Source organism: Lysinibacillus sp. FSL M8-0216 (assembly GCF_038595555.1).
Classification (GTDB): domain Bacteria; phylum Bacillota; class Bacilli; order Bacillales_A; family Planococcaceae; genus Lysinibacillus; species Lysinibacillus fusiformis.
In genome coordinates, this window is the sequence record NZ_CP152007.1 from 1,976,855 (window position 1) to 1,999,800 (window position 22,946).

Annotated in this window: 32 protein-coding genes; 24 read left to right on the forward strand and 8 right to left on the reverse strand. The window is 35.7% G+C overall.

Annotated elements, in window-relative coordinates; all coding sequences use genetic code 11:
- From MKX57_RS09425 to MKX57_RS09470, 10 genes are all read left to right on the forward strand, one after another.
- A complete protein-coding gene (locus tag MKX57_RS09425; protein WP_342550961.1) occupies positions 1–1,113 on the forward strand; it encodes a siphovirus ReqiPepy6 Gp37-like family protein in 1,113 nt (370 codons plus the stop codon).
- Positions 1,113–2,897 carry a glycine-rich domain-containing protein gene (locus MKX57_RS09430; RefSeq protein WP_342550962.1) on the forward strand — a complete coding sequence of 595 codons (1,785 nt, stop codon included), beginning with the start codon at positions 1,113–1,115 and terminating at the stop codon, positions 2,895–2,897. Before MKX57_RS09425 ends, MKX57_RS09430 begins: the two co-directional genes overlap by 1 nt.
- Before the next feature lie 21 nt (positions 2,898–2,918).
- A complete protein-coding gene (locus tag MKX57_RS09435) occupies positions 2,919–3,257 on the forward strand; it encodes a hypothetical protein (RefSeq protein ID WP_342550963.1) in 339 nt (112 codons plus the stop codon).
- On the forward strand, positions 3,257–3,367 hold the full coding sequence (locus tag MKX57_RS09440; protein ID WP_008174510.1) for a CD1375 family protein: 111 nt from the start codon (positions 3,257–3,259) through the stop codon (positions 3,365–3,367). Before MKX57_RS09435 ends, MKX57_RS09440 begins: the two co-directional genes overlap by 1 nt.
- Before the next feature lie 101 nt (positions 3,368–3,468).
- Complete coding sequence (locus MKX57_RS09445; protein ID WP_342550964.1) at positions 3,469–3,813, forward strand: hypothetical protein; 345 nt, start codon at positions 3,469–3,471, stop codon at positions 3,811–3,813.
- A gap of 123 nt (positions 3,814–3,936) precedes the next feature.
- A complete protein-coding gene (locus MKX57_RS09450; protein WP_342550965.1) occupies positions 3,937–4,236 on the forward strand; it encodes a hypothetical protein in 300 nt (99 codons plus the stop codon).
- Positions 4,226–4,486 (forward strand): phage holin, encoded by a 261-nt coding sequence (locus MKX57_RS09455; protein WP_089987110.1) that lies wholly within the window; start codon positions 4,226–4,228, stop codon positions 4,484–4,486. The genes MKX57_RS09450 and MKX57_RS09455 overlap by 11 nt, the downstream gene beginning before the upstream one ends.
- A complete protein-coding gene (locus tag MKX57_RS09460; RefSeq protein WP_342550966.1) occupies positions 4,483–5,151 on the forward strand; it encodes a M15 family metallopeptidase in 669 nt (222 codons plus the stop codon). Before MKX57_RS09455 ends, MKX57_RS09460 begins: the two co-directional genes overlap by 4 nt.
- A gap of 134 nt (positions 5,152–5,285) precedes the next feature.
- Positions 5,286–6,317: an Ig-like domain-containing protein gene (locus tag MKX57_RS09465; RefSeq protein ID WP_342550967.1), complete on the forward strand. Its 1,032-nt coding sequence runs from the start codon at positions 5,286–5,288 to the stop codon at positions 6,315–6,317.
- Between the two features lie 183 nt (positions 6,318–6,500).
- Positions 6,501–6,845, forward strand: a complete 345-nt coding sequence (locus tag MKX57_RS09470; protein ID WP_342550968.1) for an aconitate hydratase — start codon at positions 6,501–6,503, stop codon at positions 6,843–6,845.
- A 95-nt stretch (positions 6,846–6,940) separates the two neighbouring features.
- Here the strand turns inward: MKX57_RS09470 and MKX57_RS09475 are convergent, their stop codons facing one another.
- The 5 genes from MKX57_RS09475 to MKX57_RS09495 all read right to left on the reverse strand — a co-directional run bounded on the left by MKX57_RS09475 (position 6,941) and on the right by MKX57_RS09495 (position 10,506).
- Complete coding sequence (locus MKX57_RS09475) at positions 6,941–7,090, reverse strand: hypothetical protein (protein WP_342550969.1); 150 nt, start codon at positions 7,088–7,090, stop codon at positions 6,941–6,943.
- Between the two features lie 211 nt (positions 7,091–7,301).
- Complete coding sequence (locus MKX57_RS09480) at positions 7,302–8,138, reverse strand: polysaccharide deacetylase family protein (protein WP_342550970.1); 837 nt, start codon at positions 8,136–8,138, stop codon at positions 7,302–7,304.
- Positions 8,139–8,255: 117 nt separating this feature from the next.
- Entirely contained in the window at positions 8,256–9,326 is a 1,071-nt protein-coding gene (locus MKX57_RS09485) for an Ig-like domain-containing protein (protein WP_342550971.1), read from the reverse strand.
- 137 nt (positions 9,327–9,463) lie between these two features.
- Positions 9,464–10,210 carry a hypothetical protein gene (locus tag MKX57_RS09490; protein ID WP_342550972.1) on the reverse strand — a complete coding sequence of 249 codons (747 nt, stop codon included), beginning with the start codon at positions 10,208–10,210 and terminating at the stop codon, positions 9,464–9,466.
- A 74-nt stretch (positions 10,211–10,284) separates the two neighbouring features.
- Positions 10,285–10,506 carry a helix-turn-helix transcriptional regulator gene (locus MKX57_RS09495; protein WP_342550973.1) on the reverse strand — a complete coding sequence of 74 codons (222 nt, stop codon included), beginning with the start codon at positions 10,504–10,506 and terminating at the stop codon, positions 10,285–10,287.
- Positions 10,507–10,692: 186 nt separating this feature from the next.
- On the opposite strand from MKX57_RS09495, the gene MKX57_RS09500 reads away from it, so the two are divergent.
- The 11 genes from MKX57_RS09500 to MKX57_RS09550 all read left to right on the forward strand — a co-directional run bounded on the left by MKX57_RS09500 (position 10,693) and on the right by MKX57_RS09550 (position 19,344).
- Complete coding sequence (locus MKX57_RS09500; protein ID WP_342550974.1) at positions 10,693–11,577, forward strand: helix-turn-helix domain-containing protein; 885 nt, start codon at positions 10,693–10,695, stop codon at positions 11,575–11,577.
- A 14-nt stretch (positions 11,578–11,591) separates the two neighbouring features.
- On the forward strand, positions 11,592–11,753 hold the full coding sequence (locus tag MKX57_RS09505; RefSeq protein ID WP_342550975.1) for a hypothetical protein: 162 nt from the start codon (positions 11,592–11,594) through the stop codon (positions 11,751–11,753).
- Between the two features lie 183 nt (positions 11,754–11,936).
- The gene (locus MKX57_RS09510; protein ID WP_342550976.1) at positions 11,937–13,232 is read left to right on the forward strand and encodes an FtsK/SpoIIIE domain-containing protein; all 1,296 of its coding nucleotides are present in this window, start codon (positions 11,937–11,939) and stop codon (positions 13,230–13,232) included.
- A gap of 4 nt (positions 13,233–13,236) precedes the next feature.
- The gene (locus tag MKX57_RS09515) at positions 13,237–13,773 is read left to right on the forward strand and encodes a replication-relaxation family protein (RefSeq protein ID WP_342550977.1); all 537 of its coding nucleotides are present in this window, start codon (positions 13,237–13,239) and stop codon (positions 13,771–13,773) included.
- Positions 13,774–14,313 carry a hypothetical protein gene (locus tag MKX57_RS09520; RefSeq protein ID WP_342550978.1) on the forward strand — a complete coding sequence of 180 codons (540 nt, stop codon included), beginning with the start codon at positions 13,774–13,776 and terminating at the stop codon, positions 14,311–14,313.
- Between the two features lie 106 nt (positions 14,314–14,419).
- Complete coding sequence (locus MKX57_RS09525; protein ID WP_342550979.1) at positions 14,420–15,139, forward strand: hypothetical protein; 720 nt, start codon at positions 14,420–14,422, stop codon at positions 15,137–15,139.
- A gap of 381 nt (positions 15,140–15,520) precedes the next feature.
- Entirely contained in the window at positions 15,521–16,174 is a 654-nt protein-coding gene (locus MKX57_RS09530; RefSeq protein ID WP_089984831.1) for a hypothetical protein, read from the forward strand.
- Between the two features lie 594 nt (positions 16,175–16,768).
- Positions 16,769–16,900 carry a hypothetical protein gene (locus MKX57_RS09535; protein ID WP_255250286.1) on the forward strand — a complete coding sequence of 44 codons (132 nt, stop codon included), beginning with the start codon at positions 16,769–16,771 and terminating at the stop codon, positions 16,898–16,900.
- Positions 16,901–17,038: 138 nt separating this feature from the next.
- Positions 17,039–17,194 (forward strand): hypothetical protein, encoded by a 156-nt coding sequence (locus tag MKX57_RS09540; RefSeq protein ID WP_164908678.1) that lies wholly within the window; start codon positions 17,039–17,041, stop codon positions 17,192–17,194.
- Between the two features lie 215 nt (positions 17,195–17,409).
- Positions 17,410–18,573 (forward strand): MFS transporter, encoded by a 1,164-nt coding sequence (locus MKX57_RS09545; RefSeq protein WP_089984829.1) that lies wholly within the window; start codon positions 17,410–17,412, stop codon positions 18,571–18,573.
- Between the two features lie 111 nt (positions 18,574–18,684).
- Positions 18,685–19,344: an MBL fold metallo-hydrolase gene (locus MKX57_RS09550; protein WP_043990052.1), complete on the forward strand. Its 660-nt coding sequence runs from the start codon at positions 18,685–18,687 to the stop codon at positions 19,342–19,344.
- 36 nt (positions 19,345–19,380) lie between these two features.
- On the opposite strand, the gene MKX57_RS09555 is transcribed toward MKX57_RS09550, so the two are convergent.
- Together MKX57_RS09555 and MKX57_RS09560 are read right to left on the reverse strand one after the other, a co-directional pair.
- Complete coding sequence (locus MKX57_RS09555) at positions 19,381–20,547, reverse strand: Ger(x)C family spore germination protein (protein ID WP_107921875.1); 1,167 nt, start codon at positions 20,545–20,547, stop codon at positions 19,381–19,383.
- Between the two features lie 137 nt (positions 20,548–20,684).
- Complete coding sequence (locus MKX57_RS09560; RefSeq protein ID WP_342550980.1) at positions 20,685–20,930, reverse strand: YkuS family protein; 246 nt, start codon at positions 20,928–20,930, stop codon at positions 20,685–20,687.
- 320 nt (positions 20,931–21,250) lie between these two features.
- Between MKX57_RS09560 and MKX57_RS09565 the strand changes: the two genes are divergently transcribed.
- Positions 21,251–21,442 carry a transmembrane Fragile-X-F protein gene (locus MKX57_RS09565; RefSeq protein ID WP_089984824.1) on the forward strand — a complete coding sequence of 64 codons (192 nt, stop codon included), beginning with the start codon at positions 21,251–21,253 and terminating at the stop codon, positions 21,440–21,442.
- 55 nt (positions 21,443–21,497) lie between these two features.
- Here MKX57_RS09565 and MKX57_RS09570 read toward each other — a convergent pair whose 3' ends face one another.
- Positions 21,498–22,073, reverse strand: coding sequence for a TIGR00730 family Rossman fold protein (locus tag MKX57_RS09570; protein ID WP_107921876.1), 576 nt, complete (start codon positions 22,071–22,073; stop codon positions 21,498–21,500).
- Positions 22,074–22,153: 80 nt separating this feature from the next.
- On the opposite strand from MKX57_RS09570, the gene MKX57_RS09575 reads away from it, so the two are divergent.
- Together MKX57_RS09575 and MKX57_RS09580 are read left to right on the forward strand one after the other, a co-directional pair.
- Positions 22,154–22,471: a MazG-like family protein gene (locus MKX57_RS09575; protein WP_089984818.1), complete on the forward strand. Its 318-nt coding sequence runs from the start codon at positions 22,154–22,156 to the stop codon at positions 22,469–22,471.
- Between the two features lie 78 nt (positions 22,472–22,549).
- Complete coding sequence (locus tag MKX57_RS09580) at positions 22,550–22,945, forward strand: GNAT family N-acetyltransferase (protein WP_342551118.1); 396 nt, start codon at positions 22,550–22,552, stop codon at positions 22,943–22,945.
- Position 22,946 lies beyond the last annotated feature (1 nt).

Here is a 22,946-nt window from a genome sequence, read left to right on the forward strand (position 1 = left end):
ATGAAGGAACTGTATGTATTTAATTTAAACATTGAGCTTATCGGAGAAATCAGTGAATACAAAGAGCTTCAAATTGAACGCAATTATGATAAGGTAAGTCAGCTTATCTTACGCATTGCAAGCTCATCAGAAGTCATTGAACTATTAAAGCATGACAACATTTTAACAACACAAGATGATGTTAATTATGGCTTTATCATTGAGCATTTTGATTATACGGACGAGTCAGAAACAGAAATAGAAATTCATGCTTATTCACTTAATTACATGTTGTCTTGGAGATCGATTGATGTTCAACAACGATATGACGGCAATGTGGAAGACCTAATCAAGTTTTTCATAAGAACAAATGCCATTTCTCCAAGTAATCCGAATAGAGTAATCCCAAATTTAAGACTGGCACCAAATAAGGGGATAAACATTAATGATGAGTCGACAAAAACAGGTGGAGAAGTAATAGGCCATTTATTCGAAATATGTAACAAACATGAGATGAGTATTGATATATTGCTTAATCATCAGGATAAGAAATTTGATGTTGTTACCTGGCAAGGTGTCGACCGCAGCACTCAACAGGTGGTAAATCCACATGTCATCTTTAGTAAAGAGTTCGACAATATCATTAACCAAAAGTACATTCATAATAAAGTGGATTATCGAACGACTGCTATAGTGGCAGGCGAGGGTGAAGGTACTGAACGAAAGCAAGTCGTTACTAATGACAATCTAAGTGGATATAACCGTCGCGAATTATATGTAGATGCGCGGGATTTGCAGAGTGAATATACAGATGACAACGACAACCAAAAAACGATGACTCCAGCAGAATATGAAGATGCACTTAAAATACGCGGTGAGGAAAAATTATCTGAGTTCCAAATTATCGAAACGTTTGAAAGTGAAGTTGATATGTATAGTCAATTTACGTACAACGTTGATTATAAGCTTGGTGATCGAGTAAGTGTACGAAATGACGAGATACAACGCGTTTTACATCCACGTGTTATTTCAGCCACTTTAACAAGCAATAAGGAAGGAATAACACTTAGTATTAACTTTGGCAGCAATATCCCAACTATCTACGAAAAGATAAAAAAGAAGGTGAATAAGTAATGACGATATATAGTGGTATTTTCAACAGTGTCAACGGTGATCGTAAATACAATGCATGGTGGTTTGCGAAATATTTCGCTACCTTTATAGGTAATGGTGTTTTTCCAAATCCATCCTCAAACCTTCAAGTAGCTGCATATCAGAATATGAAAGTAGTCGTTAAACCAGGAAGTGGCTGGATTGACGGCTATTTTATTTTTAGTGATGGAGATCATGTGTTGTCATTAGATGTTGCAGATGGTGTTTTAAAGCGTATTGACCGAGTTGTCATGCGTCTTAATCATTTAACTAGGAAAATAGAAATCGTAGTCAAAAAAGGTACATTTGCAAGTAGTCCAGTTGCACCAACACTACAACGTGATACAGATGCATATGAGCTAGCCTTAGCGGATGTTTTGATTAATAATGGTGTTACTCAAATTACGCAGGCAAATATCACTGACCAACGATTAAATAGTACTCTTTGTGGCATCGTCCATGGCACAGTCAATCAAGTTGATACAACTACAATTTTCAATCAATATCAAGCTTGGTTTAATGATATTAAAGGTAGTGTTGCTGGCGAATTAGACATTTGGCAAGATGCTCAAGAACAAGAATTTATAACTTGGTTTGAATCCATTAAAGATATTCTAGAGGGTGATGTTGCTGGTAATTTAGCATCTAGAATAGCCGTTTTAGAACAACAAATGACTACAGTTAACACTAAAATTGATTCCCATTCTGACGACCTTGTATTTCACAACTCTTATGGGTCATCATCTTTTAGTAGCAACGCAATTGCGGTTACGTTAAATCCAGCTCCTGCAAGTTATAAAGCAGGAATGACTGTTAGAGTCCAAGTTGGCAATGGAGTGGTTAATACTGGACCATGTACTTTAAATATTAATGGTTTAGGAGCAAAACCGGTACGTAAGAATGGAAACTCAGATTTGCAAGTTGGGGAATTTAAAGGTCCTGCTGTCTATACACTTGTTTATGATGGTGCAATTTTTTTCTTACAGGGTGAAGGGGGAGGGACAACTGTCGAAAATAAGGTAGTTGAATATACAACACCAGGCTCTCATACCTTCACCGTTCCTGCTGGGGTTAGTAGATTGTTAACATATTGCTGGGGTGCTGGCGGAGGGGGTGGCGGAGGCCACGGCACTGAGTCTAGACCTGGAGGTGGTGGCGGTGCTGGGGGATTCATACTTAAATATGTAAGAGTAAAACCAGGAGATTTCGTAACAATAATGGTCGGTCGTGGTGGTGCTGGCGGAGGAACTCAATGGCCTGGCACTAGAGGGACGGAAAGTACTTTATCAGTAAATGGTACAATTCACGCTAGAGCATTCGGAGGCGGTGGCGGAATGAGTGGTGGTGCATATGGATGGGGAGGACAAGGAGGAAGCCCAATGCAACAAGGAGCAGACTCTTGGAATAGTGGGTCTAACATTCACGGTAAGTTCGAAGGTCCATGGGGTTCACCACTCGACTGGCTACAAGGATTCTCAGGAGGTGCTGGCTCTGTAAGTACACACAGTGGTATAGGGGGTGGCGGAGGCGGAGCACCAAGTGATCTTATAGCAGGTAAAGGTGCAAACTATGACTCCGGTGGTTTCGGTGGAGACCCATACATCAACTACTACGGAGGACGTGGTGGATATGCAGGAAACCCGAATGGTAATACGATGGCACAACAAGGTTATGCTCCCGGTGGAGGGGGCGGAGGCGGTGCTGGTTATGGTGTAGCGGTTAAAGGAGCTGATGGCGCTCACGGTAAAGTAGTTGTAGTATGGTAATTAAAAAAGGAGGGTGAAAAAATGATTATTATTGAAAGTAATACAGAGCAAACAAAAGTTAAAGTATTAAGCGTATTTTCATTGGGAGAAATTGCAGTTGAGTATGATATGAGCACTTTACCACAACCTGAAAACATACCAGGTAAAACGTACGAAATGTTCTACGACAAGGAAACACAAAAGATATTCTATGAATATACGGATATTCCTAAAACACCGCTAGAATTATTGCAAGAAGAAACCAAAGCATTAAAATTAGCGATAGCTGAATCAGCAGAGGCACAACAACAAGACAAAATAGAAAATCAATTAGCTATTGCGGAAGTGGCGGAATTAATAGCATCTAAGGAGGTTTTATAATGGCTAAATTGTATTGGGATTTAATTAAAATGAACTTGCGAACAGTTGACCAAGTGCCGTTATTGTGGCGAGAAGCCGTTCAAGCATTACTCGATAACGAAAACAAGTAGACGCAGCATTAAGCTAGCGTTATTTTTATTGTCTAAATAAGAAGGAAATCATTACCTTTTGTCGAAATGAGTGATAGTAGACGAAACAGAGGAGGAAGAACATGGAAGATAGTTTAATGGATGTATTACAAAATTATAATGAGCAGCGTATTTCGGGAGACATAGTCCATATTGAAGGTATAAAAAATGGAAAAGTTGTTTTCGAAGGAAATTACCAAATATACGGTTCAATCGAAACTAATTATAGTAGATTGTTTATATACTGGCCAAAAGATGGTGTTTTGCCTGCTGAATATCAAGATCATTACGGCATAGGCTACAATAGATATCCAGTAGACTTTGAGTATTTTGAACAAGAAGATAAACTTTATTTATCAGGGAAATATCATGATGAACCATATGAAATAGTCATTCAATTACCTATAAAAAGATATTCCAAGAGTTAAATATATAATAAATATAAAATAAAGTAGCCTTCCACAGATAATTGTGGAGGGCTATTTTTATACAACAAGACCTAAGCAATGCACTGTGCCGAGCGGTGCTATTTTTATTTGTGAGGTGTTGACATGGACAGTCAAACAGTAGCTTTAATCGGAATTTTATGTACAGTATTAGGGTCTTTTATTGGAGTACTTACTTACAACCGTAATCGAGACAAGGATGTGAAAAACGATGCATCGGATTCAGCTGTAATACGCACGAAATTAGACAATATAAACGCTGGGGTAGAATCGATTAGGATTGATATTAAAGCACAAGAAATGCGTGTTACAGGGTTATCAGAGCGCGTGATTCGTGTAGAGGAATCAAGTAAACAAGCACATAAACGTATAGATAAAATGGAGGGAATTGCACATGAAAATTAACTGGAAAGTACGTTTACAACATAAACAATTTTGGGTGTCATTAATCGCATTATTACTAGTGCTCGCTAATCAAACAGCGGGCATTTTTAATGTCGATATTACGATTTACAATGCACAAATCACAGCCATTTCAGAGACTGTATTAAGCATTTTAGGTTTACTTGGTATTATTATCGACCCGACTACAAAAGGTACCTCAGACAGTGAGCAAGCATTGAATTATGACAAGCCAAAGGGTGATGTGAAATGACAAGCGTTACAACAACTTGCCGAGATATTTCGGAACTATTACCAGCTGCACAAACAGCCTGTCGATTGTTATTCCAAGAGTGCTTTAAAGCAGGTATTAAGAACGTCTTTATTACTGAAACATATCGCTCACAAGAACGACAGAAGTACCTTTATGCACAAGGACGAACTAGACCAGGGCAGATTGTTACTTGGACACTAGATAGTAACCATAAGTCACGATTAGCTTGGGATATTGCTGTTGGTCCTCCACAGGCTTTATATGATGTGGCAACCCTAAGTCGAGTAGGCGCTATTGCGCGTAAGCTAGGCATTAAATGGGGTGGAGATTGGACAGATAATATTGATCGTCCTCACTTTGAAGTTAAGCCAAATTGGATTATGCCAAAAGGGTACAAAATTGAAGGACAAGTAATTATTCCAACTAATAGCAAATACCAAGTGCAATTAACTGTGGAAGGCAATATGACTAAACCAATAGCAAAGGATGATGATAAAATGTTATTCACTAATGAAACAACTAAAGCTGCAGTCCGTGATTACATTAAACAATCAGTGGATAAAAAGAAAATTGATAAGTTGTGGCTTGAGAAATTCGACCAAGGTACGATGACAAGTGGTGATTTTGAAGGGTTGAAAATCATTATTGCTCAGCGTATTAATTAAAAGTATTAACCCCTGCATTTGTTATATGAAGAAATATATGTTGAAATATGTAATAAAATGAATAATAATTAAGTCGATTATATTATTTTTAAAATAGGATAATTAATCTATTAATATCACTTTGGAGGATTATTATGAAAAAGATTTTAATGATTATATCAGCAGCTATAGCTATATTTTTCAGTTTCTCACTACTAGATATTGAGGGAAACAAAGTTAAAGCAGCTACTATTGGAGAACAATTAAAGGAACCGGAGATTGGTTGGAAAAGATATGACGATACTCATCAAGCTATTATAAAAACGGGATACTCAACTGCGAATCCGGGCGATTATTATAACGGTAGCTATTCTTATACACCCGCAAATGATAAACCTGTATTATTTGATTTCACAGGAGATAAAGTTCGAATTATCGTGCGTAAATGGAACACAAGTAATTATTACGCTGAAAAAGTAGAATTGGTAATAGATGGAGAAGTAAAACAAACATTTTCTATACATGGACCAACACAAAATCAGACGTTAATAGCTGAAGTAATAGGTTTAGAAAATAAAAGACATAAGGCAATAATCCGTGTAGCAGAAGGGTATACGAAAGGTATAAATTTAGATGCAATAGACCTTGATGCTAATGGTACACTTATTCACCCAGACACAGAAGTGGTTGCTGAATCATTAAAACTAAACAAAGAAACACTGGAACTAACAATAGGTTCTAGTGAAACTTTAGTAGCAACAATTGAACCAGAGAATGCAATAAACAAAAACGTTATATGGACAAGCAGCGATTCAGAGATTGCTTCAGTGGATGATAATGGCAATGTAATAGGGAAGAAAGCTGGTAAAGTAACGATAACTGCCACGACTACAGATGGAAGTAACTTAACAGCAACAGCCGAGGTTACTGTAAAAGAAGATGGAACAGGAGAAATTGGCACTAGAGCAATTTTAAGACTTACTATGACAAATAAAGATATTCATGAGTATGATTTATCTTTATCAGAAATTGATCAGTTTATGAATTGGTTAGATGGTCGTGAAGTGGGACAAGGAAAACCGTACTATAAATTTAAATTAAATGTAACGACTGGAAATATTATTTCAAGAACAGAGTATATTATGTATGACAAAATTGTTAGCTTTACTGTTGATAATTATAAGTAATAGTATTTTGCAGTTAGTCTTTTATAGAATTTAATTTTGATATGGTTTATTCAAACACATAACAGGTGCTCATTATTTATTGAGTGCCTGTTTTTTTATTTCCACATATTAATGCTTGTCAAAACAGAAACATTTGTTCTAAAATAATACAAACAAACGTTCTTATCGAGGGGATGAAGTTGTATGCTGAAACCTGAACAAAGGAGACTATTTCATAAATTTTTAATTCTAGAAATGGCAGTTCAATCATTGCAACGTGACTTCCCTGTAATTGAAAATTTGAAAATGAGTAAAGTTTATTTACCAATCCTCGAAAGGTTACTAAATGACATAACCCAAGATTATTACAATTCAAAAAGGTTATTGGCTAAAGACAAGATAAGATTAGTAAAGGTAGAAAAGATAGACGAATATTTTAGTGATGTGCATATAGCTACAGCTGGTAATGATGTGGTACTCAGATATGCTAATATGGCTCTTAAAACGCAGGTAGAAAAATTATTAATCAGTCACCAAAATAAAGACTAGGCGCTCAATTGAAAGTGAGTACCTGGTCAATTTTACATTATACGATTTATATTTTGATTGAAGTTCCTTAGCTGACTCATCAATAGATTTGTCATTTAAACACCTTCAATATAAGCATTTACAGTTTTATCTTTAGCTTCTTTTTGTTCACTAGCTGGAGCTAATTCTTTAGATTCAGCCTTGTCCTCACTACATGCAGTTAATAATAAAATAGACAACCCTACTATATAAAACATGTTTTTCATTTTATAATCTCCTTTAGTATTATCTTCTTGTTATGTTTAACATTAATAATACTTAATTTACTTGTGAATGAAGCATGTCCTGATTATATAAAGAACATGAAAGTTATTTTAAAACCATCTGATTATTAATGAAAGTTTATAATAAAACCAGGACCTCATTTTTGAGTGCCTGGTTAGTAACTGCTGAAAATAAAACTAAAAACACCTAAAACTAACTATTTTTTATTTTCTCTAATAATTCAATTCCTGTATCATTTCCATTTACTGTTATCCTACTTAATGTAAAAGGATTATCATCTTTTACAATGCTTTTATTATTAATAACAAAACCCAATTTAAAACCGGCTGCTTCAGCTAATTTTATTGCTTCATTGGAAACAATACCAAAGGGATAACTAATAGCGATAGGCTCATATCCTAATTTTGCTTTTATTACTTCTTTGGATCGAATAAAATCACTTATTACTCGTTCTTCATACATTTTCTTTGTTTCTAAGGTTCCTTTTATATAGCTAGGTCCATAAACGGCTCCAGATAATTTTCCATTCCCTAAAACTAATTTATTGTGTGAATTCCAAGTATGGCTTTGAATTGTAAAAGTATCTCTCATTTCTCTTAATTGCTCCCAAGTCATTTTAGGAATTTCATTAGTGTTAGATTTGATTTCATTATTTTCAAGGATTTGACTGACGATAACGAAAATTTCTGCGTGCATGTTATATTTCTTTAAAATCGGATAAGCTAATTCATAATTACTTAAATACCCATCATCAAAAGTTATTAACACTGGATTTTGTGGCAACAATTTATTTTCATTTAAGTAATCAAATAATTGTTGTATAGATATGGAATTGTAGCCTGCTTCTTTAAGGGTTTTAATTTGATTTTCAAAATTATCAGGTGAAATGACTACATTATTATTAAGGCTTTTCTTTAGATGGTGGTACATTAAAATGGGGATTTTGTCATTTCCAGATCCAAAAGCTATGGATGAATTAGAGAAAATTATGGAACACATAAGAATCAAAAATACAATAGGCCTCTTCATATGCACACCCCCTTTATCACAAGTTTTATTATTCTATTTTGGACATATGTAATGTAATTATGTTTGGTTTTAAAAACCAGGCGCTCAATTGAAAGTGAGTACCTGGTCCTTTTTTGTTTAATATTCTCTTACTTCAAATGAAGCGATTTTATCATGAACAATATATTCCGTTACTTTTTTATAAGGAGATATTGTTTTAGAAAATTTGAATGTTGATGTACCTTGTGCACTTTCAAACCAATTTAAGTAGTTGTTTAAAACGGTATTTGTAACATCATATTCTTTTGTTATGCCGTTCACCATTGTGATACTTAGAATAGCATTTGAAGATTCATTACTTGGTTTTTTAACAATTACTGTACTAGTTGCCGTAATATCAGTGCCTTCAATTTTCGCAGTAATAATTACTTCTCCTTCATGAAGGGCCGTAACATTACCATCCTGATCTACAGTGGCAATTGATTCGTCACTACTTGTCCAAATTACTTTAGCTGTATCTGGAGTAACTGAAGCTGTTAATTTATCTTGGCTACCTTCCAAAAGTTCTAATGAATTTCTATCTAATGAAATAGATTCACTAGAGTCTATGTTAGTTAAATCTCCATCTATATCTATAGCATCGATTTCAAATCGTACAGTTTTGTCAAATCCAACTTTTGATGTTTTATCATCCGCATAAATGAAAACGGAATGTTGCTTATCATTCAATCCAGTTTTTTCATATACTAATGTCTGCTTAGTGGCAGCACCAGTTTGATTAAAACGCTCAGTTACTCCATCTATTTCTATAACAATATTAGATGAGCGGTACACAGAATCTTTAAGAGATATCAATCTAATTTTCGTACCAGTAAAATTAAATTTAACTCCATTTAATTCATTATCATATGGATATTTTAACTTATAAGAAGAATATCCAGAGTTATAAAATAAACTATTTTGATTTCTTTCTACATTACCTAGATATTCAATTTTAAGATTTGAATCATCATATCGCTTCCAACCGATTTCAGGTTTTAAAAGTCGATCTCCTACTACAGCGCTATTTTCAGGTGTATTATTTAAATTAGTTACCCCTTCTTCATAATCAATTACTTCTGCTGCCGATGCACTTTCAACATTAAAGCTAACTAGTACTAGCAGCATTAACGCTAAATAAATCAAACTTTTCTTAAAAAAATTTACCACTTATGTATCCTCCTTTAAATTAACAAGGCTATTATAAATAGCCTATAAAAACAACTTTAACCATTCTGGTACTTATTTACCATGATAATAATCGGTTATTTTTGATAATTAAAAAGCCACTCATTTGAGTGACTAATTTATTGTAATTCACCATTTACGCTAATTTGAGTAGCATTCATAGCTCCAGTCATTCCGACTACATTACTTACACCTAAATCTGATGCTGCATATCCATCACCAGATAATGGTCCTGATGCTTCTACAGTATCACCTATGTTCACATCAATTTCATATGGAGGGAAAACAGGGAGTACATAACCTTGATCATTCTTAATTAATAATGCATCTTCCATATCCCTGAATAATCCTTCTAGTGATTTAACACCAACTACTTCACCTTTGAAATAATACTCCATACCTTTAAATTTCAATTCGGTTTTATCATAAAGCATTGCTCCAGGCTTTGCAGGATTTAATTCGGCATTTTTTTCACCTTTTGTCAAAGTATTAGGTTTACTTTGCTCCGTTTTGGGTTTTGTTTCTTCTTTTTGATTATCTTTTGTTGCTTGTGGTTGCTTCTGTGAGTTTTCAGTATTAACAGTTTGTTCTTTGTTCACTGTATCATCTGATGTATTTGTGGAGCTTTCTTCTTCTGATTTTGCTACTGTTTCTAATACATCAATTTTCTCCTCTTTAGGCACTTCGAACGTGAACAAAAAACCTGTAAAAGAAACGATCATTACTACTAGGGAAGCACCTGCAAACATTAATTGCTTCTTGCCTTTTAATTTGTTTTTTCTGCCAAAATGAATAAGCGCAATTAATACAAAAATTAAAATAGCTATTGCACTTAGCCCAGACAATATAAAAAATAAAGTATCCATTTAATCGTTCATCCTCCTTACATCCATTTTAGGTAACTATATGGAAAATGTATATAAAAAACAGACAACCTAAGTTAGTTATCTGTTTTTGCGAATTGTATTATTTCTGATATATCCTCAATGTTTAGGGCATCAGCTATTTTTTCTAGTGCATTCTTATTTATACGGATTGTTTTATCATTAACTAATTCACTTATGGTACGAGGATTTAAACCTGTAATCTCCACAAGTTTTTTTTGATCCCAACCTCGTTTTTTCAACAGTTCTCCAAGATTAGATTTTAATTCAGCGCCCATTATTCACCAACTCTCATGTTATTTTGTTATTTTTATTATAAACCATAATTTACTTAAAAGAAATTAAATGTTGACATTTTACTTAAACGAAATTATCATTTACTTAATCGAAATTATTCGAGCTCGCATTTATATTTTTTTAAATGTCGATTTCTTTTAAGTAAATTGCAGTGAGGTGAAAAACAAATGGCATTCGAATACCTAGCACAATACATAACATTCGATTCAGTAGGAGATATGGATAAGAGTGTGGAGGACCACATGGCTGTTCACTATTACGACTTAACAGAATCAGAAAGAGCAATCATTTACAAACTTGCATCACACAGCTTAGAACACACTGGAGTATGCCACTTAAAAGCGAGTACTATTGCTGCAGCATTAGAGATAAGCACAAAGACAGTTTATCGATCAATGAAGAAATTAGTGGAGTTAGGCATCATCGAAAAAGTACCAAGTACTAAATTAAACGGCATTAAAGGGGCTAGCATTTATCGTATTTTACCTTATGTCCCATCGAGCGTGTCCCAACGAGGTACAGTCGATGAAGCTAGTAATGACGTGGTTTGCCGTCCACAATCTGAAAACCAACCATCTAGTTCTTTTTATCTTTCTTCTTTTAAAACAAGCAATTTACAAGAAGTATATGAATCAGTACATGCTGAAAAAGCAGCTCGTAAGGAATACATGAATGAATATCAGGTGATGCTATTTGATTTCATGAATAGCTTGCCACTAGCTGACAACTTGAAAGATGAATTACACAAGGTTGTATTGGCTACACAGGTTCAAAATGTACCTGACTTTATAAAAGCTAAGAACGTGCTATTTAAAATTGCCATGGATATTAAAGAAGGTACTTTAACTGTAACAAGTACATTAAGAGCCGTGTTCATAGGTGCTTATAAAAAGGCTATAGGACGTTCGAAAGTGAAGCCTGACAAATCTTCATCTATAGAAGAAACACCTGTTAAAGAACGTCCAGTGCCTTTCTATAATTGGTTAACAGAACGTGATAGCTGTCCACAATCAAATACAAGACCACCAATCGATAACTGGTTGTTGTGGTAAAAGGGGATGAAGATATGAGTCATTTTGAATATATGGAGCAGCAAGGTCAATTAACGATTTATGATTTACTGAATCAATATGAAGAAATGAAATTCAAAAAGGCATCTACAAATGGTAAAAAGACTGTTGATAAGAAAGTTAAAGAACCTCGTAAAGTGGGGTATATTGTTCGGTGATTTTTATGCCCACTTGTATACCCGATACTGTGCCTGATTGAATGCCATGTGAGTATTGAAGTGGGCACATATGAAATTCAGTTTTACCAATGGTTTGGACTGTATTTAAGGATGCCCAATACAAGCAACTCTTACTATGTAAGAGAACCGTGACGCTGATGAAATTAAAGAAGGGATGAAAGTGTGCTGTTTGAAATATTAACAACTTCGTTAATGGGTGGAATTGCATTAAAAGCTTTCTCAAAGAGTAGGGGAATGTCCTCTAATGATAGTGGGAAGATCCAGCGCATTATGTCATTGTCTGGTTTAAATGTTCGTGATGGCAAAGATACATTAACCACTCAACTCGTTAAGAAAAAACAGTATGAATGGGGATGGGAATACAAATTCAGGATCCCCCTTGGACGTTCGTTCACTGATTATGAAGTCAAGCAGCATGTCTTTGAGGATGGGCTGAATAATCGTAGAAAGAATATTACCTTTAATGATTTACGACAACTGGATTTAAACAGAGACCTTCTTCTGCAACTTCAACAATTGTGGAAGGCAAAGCTGACGGAGCAAAAAGAAATTGAACTGTCTTATGATGGTCTATTAATCGTGCGAGTGTACGACAAACCATTAGCGAAGGAAGTGCCATATACATCAGGCAAAGGTTGGTGTGTACCTGTAGGCGTTACTAGGGCAATGAATGAGTCTAAGTATCATGACTTTGAAATGGTGCCACATGTAGTTTTAGGTGGTGCGACTCGATACGGCAAAAGTAACTTCATCAATTCAACTATTTGCAGTCTGGTGCATTGTGAACCAGAGCACACAAACCTTTATCTAATTGATTTAAAAGGTGGAGTGGAACTGTGCGACTATGAAAATATTAAACAAACGATTTCCATTGCCTACGAACCACATGATGCCCTCCACACATTACAGTTGGCATATGACCAAATGCGGCATATACAACGTGAATTAAAGCGCAGAGGAAAGAAGAATGTACAAGAGGCTGGCATAAAGGAACGTTACTTTGTTGTTATTGATGAGGTAGGCGAATTGAATGCAGCAGAGGCAGTGACGAAAGAAGAGAAACGCTTAAAGCTAGAGTGCCAGACTCTTATGTCGCAAATAGCAAGGCTAGGTGCCGGACTTGGTTTCAGGCTAGTTGTAGCCACGCAGTATCCAGTAGGTGATGTTATACCAAGGCAGGTTAAGCAAAATGCAGATGCCAAGCTATGTTTTAGAGTGCAATCAGCTGTTGCTTCAAGGGTTGTACTGGATACAGAGGGAGCAGAGACATTACCAATGGTCAAAGGCCGCGCAATTTACCAAACGGCTGATAAAAGAGAAATACTTCAAACACCACTAATCACACCACAAATTATCCACGATACTATCCAACCTCATATTGTTGCGAAAGGGGAGTGCGTTGAAGAAACAGCTATCCAACCGAGACGAACAGATACTGTTACTTTTGAAGAAGTTTGATTTTATGACGCGTGATCAACTTAGCCGATATTTCAATTTAGGAAAGAAGCGAAATACAAATAGGGTCCTCCACAATTTATCTAGTTACTTATCAGCTATTCGGGACGGCTACGAAACGATTTATTACCTCAACAATTTAGGCCGCCTTTATGTTGATTGTGACAAGATACGCAAAAAAGGTGGCCATGTACAACATACCATCATGCGCAATGAGTTCTGGCTATTTTATAAGTATCCTATGGATTGGAAGAATGAAGTCAAAATATCGGATGGCGCCACTTCAATCATTGTGGATGGCATGTTTTCACGTAATGGATTTCAACACTTTTTAGAAGTCGATAATCTTCAAACGATGAAAGAAAACAGGGAGAAAATTAAACGCTATAAGGAGCTCATGCCAAGCGTTGTGAAGCAATTAGGTTATTACCCAACACTTGTATGGCTAACAACAACAGAATTGCGTAGGCAGCAGCTAGAAGCATCCTGTGGAGGGCTAAAGTGCAAGGTGTACACAATAAATGAAATAAGAGGGGGAATATAGATGTTTAAAAAGCGTTTTAGAACTGAGGTTGTACCTGCTAATGAATATACAGATTATAGTGATCGATTCGAAGGTGATGAAAAGTATGCAACATTAAGGCATGTAGCACTGGCTGCATCAGTTCCTACATTAACAGCCATTGGCACAGGATTACTCATGTTCAACAAATTCAATAACACTTATTCCTCCACAGCTATACCTGTAAGCGCACCAGTACAACAAGCAATAGAACCTGTCTCAGCACAAATACCATCCACACTATCCACAATCCCTGTTAATACAATAGCTCAACCAACTGGAATCATTGCTGAAAAGTCATTAGAAATACTAGCAACTGCATTAGATCCAGTTGTACAGATATTAGTAGCGATTAGTTTTCCTATCGCTTCGGTGATCATGGTTGGTGCATGTTTCTTCTTCATGCTTGGTAATTCTGAAAAAGCGTGGTCAATGATTATGAATGCAGGGTTGGGTTATGTATTGATAAACCTCAGTCCATTATTCTTACAAATCTTAAAGCAAATTGGTGATGCGATTTAAAAAATAGAATAATCACTAGTTAAAATCAGATTCAGATACTCCATATAATGGAAAGTGTGTGGTATCATATGCAGGGTGTGAAATATAAAAGAAAGAGGGATATAAGATGGTAGTTGAATTAGAACAATATGAAAAAAGAATAATAGTTTTTATAGACATATTAGGTTTTCGTGAACATATCAAAAAGACAATAGAAGATAAAGTGAGTTTTACGAACTTGAAAGATGCGTTAAACTACATTTCTCAAATAGGGTCAGTTATTAATAATGAACTTTATGAAGAACACGATAAAGAAATTACTGTATTTTCTGATTCAATAGTAATTTCATATCCTGTAGCTAATCCTAACAATGTATTTTCTTTATTAATGGACGTAGTTTATATTCAGTTAGATATGATATGTAGAGGAATATTGCTACGTGGAGGAATTGCTACTGGAGAGCTCTGCCATAAGAATACTATAGTGTATGGTCCTGCAATGGTTGAAGCTTATGAATTAGAAAGTAAATCAGCTATATATCCGAGAGTTATTATTAGTAAAGATGTTTTTACTATTATTTCCAAAATTAATAATAGTACTGATTTAGAAATAGTAAATAGTTTAATAAAGAGAGATCGTGATGGACAATGGTATGTAGATTTTTTAAATCAAGGTCATGAATTTCCTCCTGATGAATTTTTATTTGCTCTAAATAAAGCTAAAAAACTGATAGAAAATGAAATTAACAAAAATAAAGCAAGATCAAATGTACAGATGAAATACGAATGGTTAAAAAGTTACTTTAATGAGGTTGTAGGAGAGCAGTCTAATTTATTTATATCTTAACTGTTAGTTTGAATTGTATATAAAAGACCACTCCGTGATGGGTGGTCTTAATTAATTATTCATAAAAACAAGCGACTTCGAGTGACTAAAAAGTGACCAAAAAGTGACCCAAAATGACTTTTAGTAACAGTTGGTGATTAATAATGAAAATACAATGATTGAAAATCGTTAATAAATAGAGCTTTTGATTTTCACTGAAACTTTATGAAAGTTATAGTTAAGTATCAAGCTGATATTTTTTCTAACGAGCCTGTGGACTTGGAAGATTTCGAACAAACACAAGAAAAATGGCATTGTCGTGGATGTAATTTTAGAGAATTATGTGCGCAAAAGTAGAAATGGAGCATCGCCTATTTGCTTTTCTACTAGAGGAGGGAGAATATGATAAGAAATAAAGGGGCGCTTGTTACGTCCATCATCCTTTTAGGAATTTGTATGTGTTTATTTTTCCCATTTCCTAACTATCAAATGGTGAATGCACGAGTTTCCTTTATGTCGTTCCCAATCCTCACTGATGAGGGCTATGTGCTGCTTGGGTTACTTGGTTCAGCTCTCTTTATCCTTGCTTTGATTTTTCTTGTCAAGGGTCTGAAAAAATTTCACCTCCTATCAATGGGTGTAGTGCTAATCACCTTTGCCTTATTACCCATTCTTCTGATGACCATCTATCAAGAGACATTCGCTCGTGGCATTATGGCGATTTCTTATACTGAGAATGGCGAATGCCAATTTGATGTAGTAAGCAAAGATGTATTACAAGGAGAATGTCATCTTGAATTACAAAATCGAAGTAATGAAGCGGTGTCATTTGAGCTAGAGTTTTTAGATGATCATTTAACGGATAACGGACAGCGTATCGCGTCTCTGATGAATGTAGCTGGCCCTTATTATGTGAAGATTGAGCCTAATCGTAAAAAGTTCATTCATATAAAGGAATTACTTGATTTATCTGACGTGCCCAATCATATTCAAGGAGGCGGTTCGTCGTTTATACATATTAAAATAATCGACGGGGAGACTGCACGAATTTTATAAAAAGGTATTCAAGAAGGAGAGCTTTAAAACAGTTGAAGTGAAGGTAGTAGCTTATGAGTTGCATTCGCAGCTCTTTTTTTATTGAACTTCTGAGCCGTTTAGTTGCATAAGATATGAAATGTTTTATGTTAAAATAATGGAAGAAAAAACCAGAAGGGGTGAAGTAATTGTGTTGATAAAATATTTGAGTATGATTTCATTGTTATTATTTTCTTTGTTCATGGTCTTTGCTTTTATTACCCCCATTGTAGTGAATGGAACCTCTGAAATAGGGGATATTGTGGTCATTTCTAGCTGCTCTTTTTAGTCAAAAGGGGAAGCTAAGAATATTGGCTTTAATTGTTTCCTTGATTCCAGTGCTTTTGCTAGTAGGGTTCATGTTACTTCCGCTATTTTACTTACTAGAGTAATGAAAGGGTATATTCCTTTTATTCAGTCGAGATACAGGTTGCTTTTTCTTATTCAAATGAAAGTACTAGGTATAAAGATGTCTCTATTTTTTCCTCTAGTATAAAATCTAGTTATTAAACATATATAAGATAAGCAGCCAATAGAGTGTACAATACCTTTTAAGAATCATAAAGGGGGATGAAAATGGATAAACAATTAACCATGTTTGAACTTTTGATAACTCCTATGAAAAAAACGCCAGATGATCGTATGAAAAGTGTTGAAAAGCAAAACGTAGTGGCACCACGTAAGGTAGGGTATATTGTACACAGATAAAGGACAATTCACCTAACTTCACATGATAAGGTTGTATCAAGTAGCCCTAAAAGAATGTGAGAGCGGAAAACTGAATTTGCTTTTTTGATTATTTTGTATTAAATTATATTGTATTGATATTTCGAGAGGAGGCAAAAAGTGATGGAAACTGTTTTCAGAATGGCTGCAATTGAAGTTAAAACATTTTTACAATTAGCTGATTTCAATTCAACGGGACCAGTCTGTCGTTTTTTAGAAAAACTTCATATAGAATTCAGCAACCGAAAGCTTTTTGCCTGTGTATTTAATAGATAAAGAAGATCCTTTATGATTGTTCTTTTTAAATACTGTATACATGTTATGACGCCGGTTAGCTGGCGTCTTTTTGTGTTGTTAAAGAAGAATTATTAAAAATAAAGCTTTTGAAAGGGTGAGACGATTGCTTAAAAAGTTAAGGCAATTTAGGAATGTTTCAGTGTGCCAAGCGCTTCTAATTTAAAAAAGATTAATTAGAAGCGAGGAATTTTAACATGCAAAAACAAAGAATTTTTACTTCAGCATTTCTTTTTTTATTTATTAGTAACTTTTTAACTTTTATAGGATTTGAAATGTTACTACCTATTTTACCAGCCTATTTAATTAGCATACATGCTTCTCCTTTTCAGGTAGGGTTGGTTACTACAGTATTTACAATAGGGGCTATTATCATTAGACCTTTTGTAGGCTATTATTTAGTCGATAACAATAGAAAAGGTTTAGCAATTGGTGCGGGGGTTATGTTATTAATGATTACAATTATGTATCCCTTTTTGAGCACAATCTGGCTCTTCCTACTATTACGGTTTTTCCATGGAGTAACATGGGGAGTGTCAACAACTGCGAATAGTACAATGGCGGTGGATTTAATTCCAAAAACAAGATTAGGTGAAGGGATAGGCTATTTTTCTATTTCAACAACAGTGGGAGCTATCATTGCCCCTAGCTTAGGCATCCTAATCTATCATTCTTTTTCTTTCCAACTATTAATCTATTCTTCCGTCATTCTTTGCCTTTTGGCAGTGATAGCTCTTCAATTTGTTTATTCTGCTGAACCGGTTAAACATGAGAAGCAGCCATTTCGATTTATAGAAGCGATTTTCGAACGAGAAGTATGGTTTCAAGCATTACTGACTGTTATGACAACGCTTGGCTTTGGTGCAATTATTACCTTCCTTGTGCTATATGGCGAACAAAGAGGGTTAGATCAAATTTTTTTATTTTTCCTAATCAATGCGATGGTTTCCACTTTACTACGTCCATTTACAGGAAAATGGTTTGATAAAACGGGGCCGTGGTCGATTATCATTGTGTCAGCAGTGCTAGGTTTTTTATCATTGATTGTGTTATCCTACGCGACAAATAATGGGATGCTTATTATCGCAGCTATCCTATTCGGAGCGGGCTATGGAACCGTTATGCCTTGTTTACAAACATGGACAGTTCAAAAAGTAAGTGAGGCAAAAAGTGGTGCAGCGAATGCCACATTTCTTTCTAGTTTTGATATTGGAGTTGGCATTAGCGCATTCACCTTAGGGCTTTTAGCTGAATGGATTAGTTTAGAGATGATTTTCCGTGTTGTTAGTATAAGCTTTCTTCTTGTTGCTCTGTTTGTTTATAAAGATGCTAAGAGAACGAGAAAAAATAATCATATGTAGCCAATAAAATTTTAAGTCCATGATAGGGATGGCAGGAAATTTTAGGCTGAAAGCAGAAACTAAAAGAGGATCACCATTATCTTTTCATGTTTGGCAAAGGGGGCAAATGCTATAGAAATATCAAAAGGTGTAAAGGTACTGAAACTGAGCTATCAAGGATTCATTATTCATCCAACGCTTTTGTGGGATCAAGATATGGCTGTGTTAATAGACACAGGTTTTCCTGGACAAATGGAGGAATTGCGAGAGGCGATGGCACAGGTTGGTGTTTCTTTGGACCAGCTAAGTGCGGTCATTCTCACGCATCAGGATGTGGATCATATTGGGTGCTTGCCGGAATTAATACAGACATGTGGACAGCATATACGAGTATATGCGCATGCACTGGAGCAACCGTATATTCAAGGGGAGCTACCATTATTAAAAGATGCGCATTTAGAAAATCCACCAAAGGGAAGAGTGGATGTGACCTTGAGTGATGGTGAAGAATTGCCTTTTTGCGGAGGCATTCAAATCATCCATACACCTGGACATACGCCAGGCCATCTCAGTCTTTATTTGACACAAAGCAAAATATTAATTGCCGGTGACTCCCTATACAGTGTAGAAGGCCATATTGCGGGTATCCATGAACCGTCTGTATTAGATTTAGCGGAAGCTCAGGAGTCTTTACAGAAATACCTAGACCTCGATATCGAAACGGTTGTATGCTATCACGGAGGAATAAGTAGAGGAGCTGTCCTTGATCAGCTTCATCAAGTATTATCATAAACAAGAGACCACTCCTAATAGGGGTGGTCGTTTTTATTATTCGGTAATTGTTTCTTCAAATGATTTTCGCCCAGGGCTTACTTTGTTAATATGAATATCGATTTTACTAATGGAATCCTTGGTTAAAGGGATTTTGCCATCCTTCTGTATGTTTTTCCATACCTTTACATTATCGCGATAGAGATATTCTGACAATCGATAGACATCCGCATCCATGTTTAAACCTTCCTGGAACGTAGCCATAATTTCCTTTTTGACTTCACTTTCTACTTTTTTTCTGACCTGGCTCGCTGTCACTTTTCCTTTAAAGCCATTCAAAATGGTGTTAAATTTTAAATACACTTCAAATTTTACTTGATTGTTTTCAACAATTGGTTTGACATTGACATCTAATTTTTTAATATCAACAGTTAAGTAGTCGCGCTCCTCCGTATTGTTTAATTTGATCGTGATTTCTCCTTGCTTCGTTTCATTATTCATCCATTCAATTCCTCGTGCTGTATTGCCTTTAATAAAGCCTTTAAAGGTGTTCTTTGACAGGATACCGACACCTGCAAAAACAGTTTCAGTGCGAGATTCCTTGGCTGTTTCCCAGTCTTGATTGATGGAAATGAATGGGACCTTCATTTCATGATTCGGCTCATTTAAACCAATGACTAGCTGTCTCAAGTTCACCGGCTCTACAAATGATTCTTGTCTCGAAGTATTTTTAGGATTACTCAGCTTGGTCGCAGTCGGTGATTTTTCAAGAATAGGAGATACTAATAAAACTTCCTCGATGGGGTCTTGTGTACAATAGACCCAAATATGATATCTTGTTTCTCGAAAGCGTAGAAACGTGTCGATAATGGGAATAGCATGCTCACTTTCCATCGCTTTTTCTGAGAAAAGGAGATAGGTCATATGTCCCCAAAAGACTTCTTGGTCCATTGAACGATACAATTTATAGATTGCTTCTTCAATTGTTTTTCCTGTAGCTTTCCCGACTTCAGTTGGTGCAGCTTGTGGATTCGATTGTTCTGTTTTTGCTACATTGGCAAAGTTCATAAGTTGGATGTACGCTATATATTCATTATCCTTATAATCAACACCAACACCTTGCACATAATACATCCGTTGGGGTTCTGTTACATCCCAACAGCCTGACATGAGGAGTGTAGTTGTAAGCATTAAAATTACAAGCATGATATTTTTTTGGCTCATATATCTCCCTACTTTTTAAAGTTCCTATTATTTATTTTGTACAACTATTAGGTGTATTATAAGTAGATATTATAAGTATGTAAGGAGAACCAATAAGAAAGTGCTGCTCGCCATATTTTCGCGACAGCACTTCATGATTAATGAAAATATTTTTCGACACGTTGAACGACGTCGTTAGCTGAAAGCCCATTCGCATCAATGACAGGACCTTCTATAACTGGGTCACTAATCCCCATGACGTCTCTGTCCTGACCCGTAATGATGCAGGCATCACATTTTTTGGCATCCTCTTCATTGCTAAGCTGGATGACTTCATAGCCTTTCGCTTTTAAAGCCTCTTCAATATTAGATAATGATTCTTCAACACCAATAATTCTCGACATAATTTGTCCACCTCCTACAAGTAATGTGCCATTTCATGTTGCGCATTATTCATATTATTTTTTTGAAGGTGGCTAATGACTGAAAAAGTAAAAAACCATTCTAAAGAGAAATCCTCTCTTCATAATGGTTGCTAATGATTCGTCTGTTAACAATTCAACATCTTTAAGCTTCGGATGGAAAAGCAAATTCTGCTTTTATTAAAGGTGCAAACTCACTTTTTGCAGAAATAGGATACATTGAACTTTCTACTGTTGTATGATTTACCTTTATTATTTCCCTATACGTAGGTACATAGTCTACAGACAAAGGTGGTGAAGAGATGGGCATTGTAGAAGTATTAACTGTTGTTTTGGTCCTATTAAAGCTAACGGATATTATTGCTTGGTCATGGTGGCTTGTTTTACTACCAGCCATATTATCATTTAGCTTGTATATAATCATAATTGTGGTGAAGCTCATCATGGTATTGGTAGCTGTACTTGTGGTAAAAAAACGAGATGCGACGAGATAAAAAGAAGCGGTGGTAAGATCAGTCGAGTATGACTATGACTAACCTTACCAACTGATTATTTGCTTAGCTCGTAGGTTTTTATAGCTGGAGGAACAAAGCTTTGACATTTATCTAAAAGCGCTACCGCATCTGCGTCAACGATTAATGCTTCTCGAAATTGTGCTTTTAAAAATTGTTCCTGTTGCATATGATCAAAAAATGAAATTAATAAATCGAAATACTGTTCAATATTGAAAATGGCACAAGGTTTTTGGATGAGGCCGATTTGATTCCAAGTAAACACTTCGAAAAATTCCTCTAATGTACCAGGACCACCAGGTAGGGCAATAAAGCCATCTGCTAGTTCCATCATTTTACTTTTGCGTTCATGCATCGTATTGACAACGATCAGTTCTGTTAACTGCTGATGCGCAATTTCACGCGCCTCTAACAAGGTTGGAATCACGCCAATAACTTTTCCACCTTCTTGTAGCACAGTATCGGCTACTGTTGCCATAATGCCAACGCTTGCCCCACCATAAATAAGGGTAATTTGACGTTTGGCTAGCTCTTTCCCAAGTTGAATTGCGCCTTCACGATAGGCGTCTGAAGCGCCGATACTAGATCCGCAAAATACTGCGATACTGTTCATTATTGATTCCTCCATATCTGATGAGATTCTTTTATAGTATAATTTAATTTGAATAGGAAAGAAATGGAGGAAGAGCAAAAATGGAATTAAATGAGTTCCAACATTGGGTGAAGGACTACTATGAAAGCCGTGGGTGGTCAGAGCTCAACATATTTACACGAATTGGCTTTTTAGCAGAAGAAACAGGCGAGGTTGCTAGAGCTATACGAGCATTAGAAATTGGCCGAGATCGACCTGATGAAATAACACAATCCTATGAGGAAAATAAGCAAGAGCTTATGGAAGAGCTAGGTGATGTTATAGGGAATATTATTGTCATTGCCAATCAATATGATATACCACTTGAGGAAATTTTCGTGGCGCATCAAAACAAACTTTTGAAGCGTTATCAGGATTAGGAGGAACCCCATATCGATACGCATATTTCAATTTTATATGAACAGCATGATGATTTTGCGATTTTTTTAAGTGAAAAAATTCGTAGCTTTAATAACGAACATTCTTTTCACCATCGAGAAAGTAGGAAGAAGGGAGCCGTTCGTCCTCTCCATTTGATCGTTACTGATCAACACCAGCAATGGGTTGGGGGTTTGACCGCAGAAGTGTATTGGGGATGGATGGAAATACATAAATTTTGGTTTCAAGAAGCATATCGAGGAAAAGGCTTGGGCAGTAAATTACTGGCACAAGCAGAAATAGCTGCACAGGAAATGGGCGCTAACAAGGCGTTGCTTACCACCTATTCGTTCCAAGCTCGTACGTTTTATGAGGAAAGAGGCTATCAAATGGTGGGAGAAATAAAAGATTATCCGCCTGGCAGTAGCTATTATACGATGGTAAAACCATTTGAGGCTGAAGAAGGCTGTCTATAAA

Bases quoted from the DNA above. Each gene is read 5' to 3' on its own strand.
- MKX57_RS09450 (WP_342550965.1), top strand. From the start codon at position 3,937: ATGGACAGTCAAACAGTAGCTTTAATCGGAATTTTATGTACAGTATTA.
- MKX57_RS09500 (WP_342550974.1), top strand. From the start codon at position 10,693: ATGGCATTCGAATACCTAGCACAATACATAACATTCGATTCAGTAGGA.
- MKX57_RS09465 (WP_342550967.1), top strand. From the start codon at position 5,286: ATGAAAAAGATTTTAATGATTATATCAGCAGCTATAGCTATATTTTTC.
- MKX57_RS09430 (WP_342550962.1), top strand. From the start codon at position 1,113: ATGACGATATATAGTGGTATTTTCAACAGTGTCAACGGTGATCGTAAA.
- MKX57_RS09565 (WP_089984824.1), top strand. From the start codon at position 21,251: ATGGGCATTGTAGAAGTATTAACTGTTGTTTTGGTCCTATTAAAGCTA.
- MKX57_RS09535 (WP_255250286.1), top strand. From the start codon at position 16,769: ATGGATAAACAATTAACCATGTTTGAACTTTTGATAACTCCTATGAAA.
- MKX57_RS09435 (WP_342550963.1), top strand. From the start codon at position 2,919: ATGATTATTATTGAAAGTAATACAGAGCAAACAAAAGTTAAAGTATTA.
- MKX57_RS09455 (WP_089987110.1), top strand. From the start codon at position 4,226: ATGAAAATTAACTGGAAAGTACGTTTACAACATAAACAATTTTGGGTG.
- MKX57_RS09525 (WP_342550979.1), top strand. From the start codon at position 14,420: ATGGTAGTTGAATTAGAACAATATGAAAAAAGAATAATAGTTTTTATA.
- MKX57_RS09515 (WP_342550977.1), top strand. From the start codon at position 13,237: ATGACGCGTGATCAACTTAGCCGATATTTCAATTTAGGAAAGAAGCGA.
- MKX57_RS09575 (WP_089984818.1), top strand. From the start codon at position 22,154: ATGGAATTAAATGAGTTCCAACATTGGGTGAAGGACTACTATGAAAGC.
- MKX57_RS09445 (WP_342550964.1), top strand. From the start codon at position 3,469: ATGGAAGATAGTTTAATGGATGTATTACAAAATTATAATGAGCAGCGT.
- MKX57_RS09505 (WP_342550975.1), top strand. From the start codon at position 11,592: ATGAGTCATTTTGAATATATGGAGCAGCAAGGTCAATTAACGATTTAT.
- MKX57_RS09560 (WP_342550980.1), bottom strand. From the start codon at position 20,930: ATGTCGAGAATTATTGGTGTTGAAGAATCATTATCTAATATTGAAGAG.
- MKX57_RS09570 (WP_107921876.1), bottom strand. From the start codon at position 22,073: ATGAACAGTATCGCAGTATTTTGCGGATCTAGTATCGGCGCTTCAGAC.
- MKX57_RS09555 (WP_107921875.1), bottom strand. From the start codon at position 20,547: ATGAGCCAAAAAAATATCATGCTTGTAATTTTAATGCTTACAACTACA.
- MKX57_RS09520 (WP_342550978.1), top strand. From the start codon at position 13,774: ATGTTTAAAAAGCGTTTTAGAACTGAGGTTGTACCTGCTAATGAATAT.
- MKX57_RS09460 (WP_342550966.1), top strand. From the start codon at position 4,483: ATGACAAGCGTTACAACAACTTGCCGAGATATTTCGGAACTATTACCA.
- MKX57_RS09545 (WP_089984829.1), top strand. From the start codon at position 17,410: ATGCAAAAACAAAGAATTTTTACTTCAGCATTTCTTTTTTTATTTATT.
- MKX57_RS09475 (WP_342550969.1), bottom strand. From the start codon at position 7,090: ATGAAAAACATGTTTTATATAGTAGGGTTGTCTATTTTATTATTAACT.
- MKX57_RS09530 (WP_089984831.1), top strand. From the start codon at position 15,521: ATGATAAGAAATAAAGGGGCGCTTGTTACGTCCATCATCCTTTTAGGA.
- MKX57_RS09490 (WP_342550972.1), bottom strand. From the start codon at position 10,210: ATGGATACTTTATTTTTTATATTGTCTGGGCTAAGTGCAATAGCTATT.
- MKX57_RS09480 (WP_342550970.1), bottom strand. From the start codon at position 8,138: ATGAAGAGGCCTATTGTATTTTTGATTCTTATGTGTTCCATAATTTTC.
- MKX57_RS09470 (WP_342550968.1), top strand. From the start codon at position 6,501: ATGCTGAAACCTGAACAAAGGAGACTATTTCATAAATTTTTAATTCTA.
- MKX57_RS09440 (WP_008174510.1), top strand. From the start codon at position 3,257: ATGGCTAAATTGTATTGGGATTTAATTAAAATGAACTTGCGAACAGTT.
- MKX57_RS09425 (WP_342550961.1), top strand. From the start codon at position 1: ATGAAGGAACTGTATGTATTTAATTTAAACATTGAGCTTATCGGAGAA.
- MKX57_RS09495 (WP_342550973.1), bottom strand. From the start codon at position 10,506: ATGGGCGCTGAATTAAAATCTAATCTTGGAGAACTGTTGAAAAAACGA.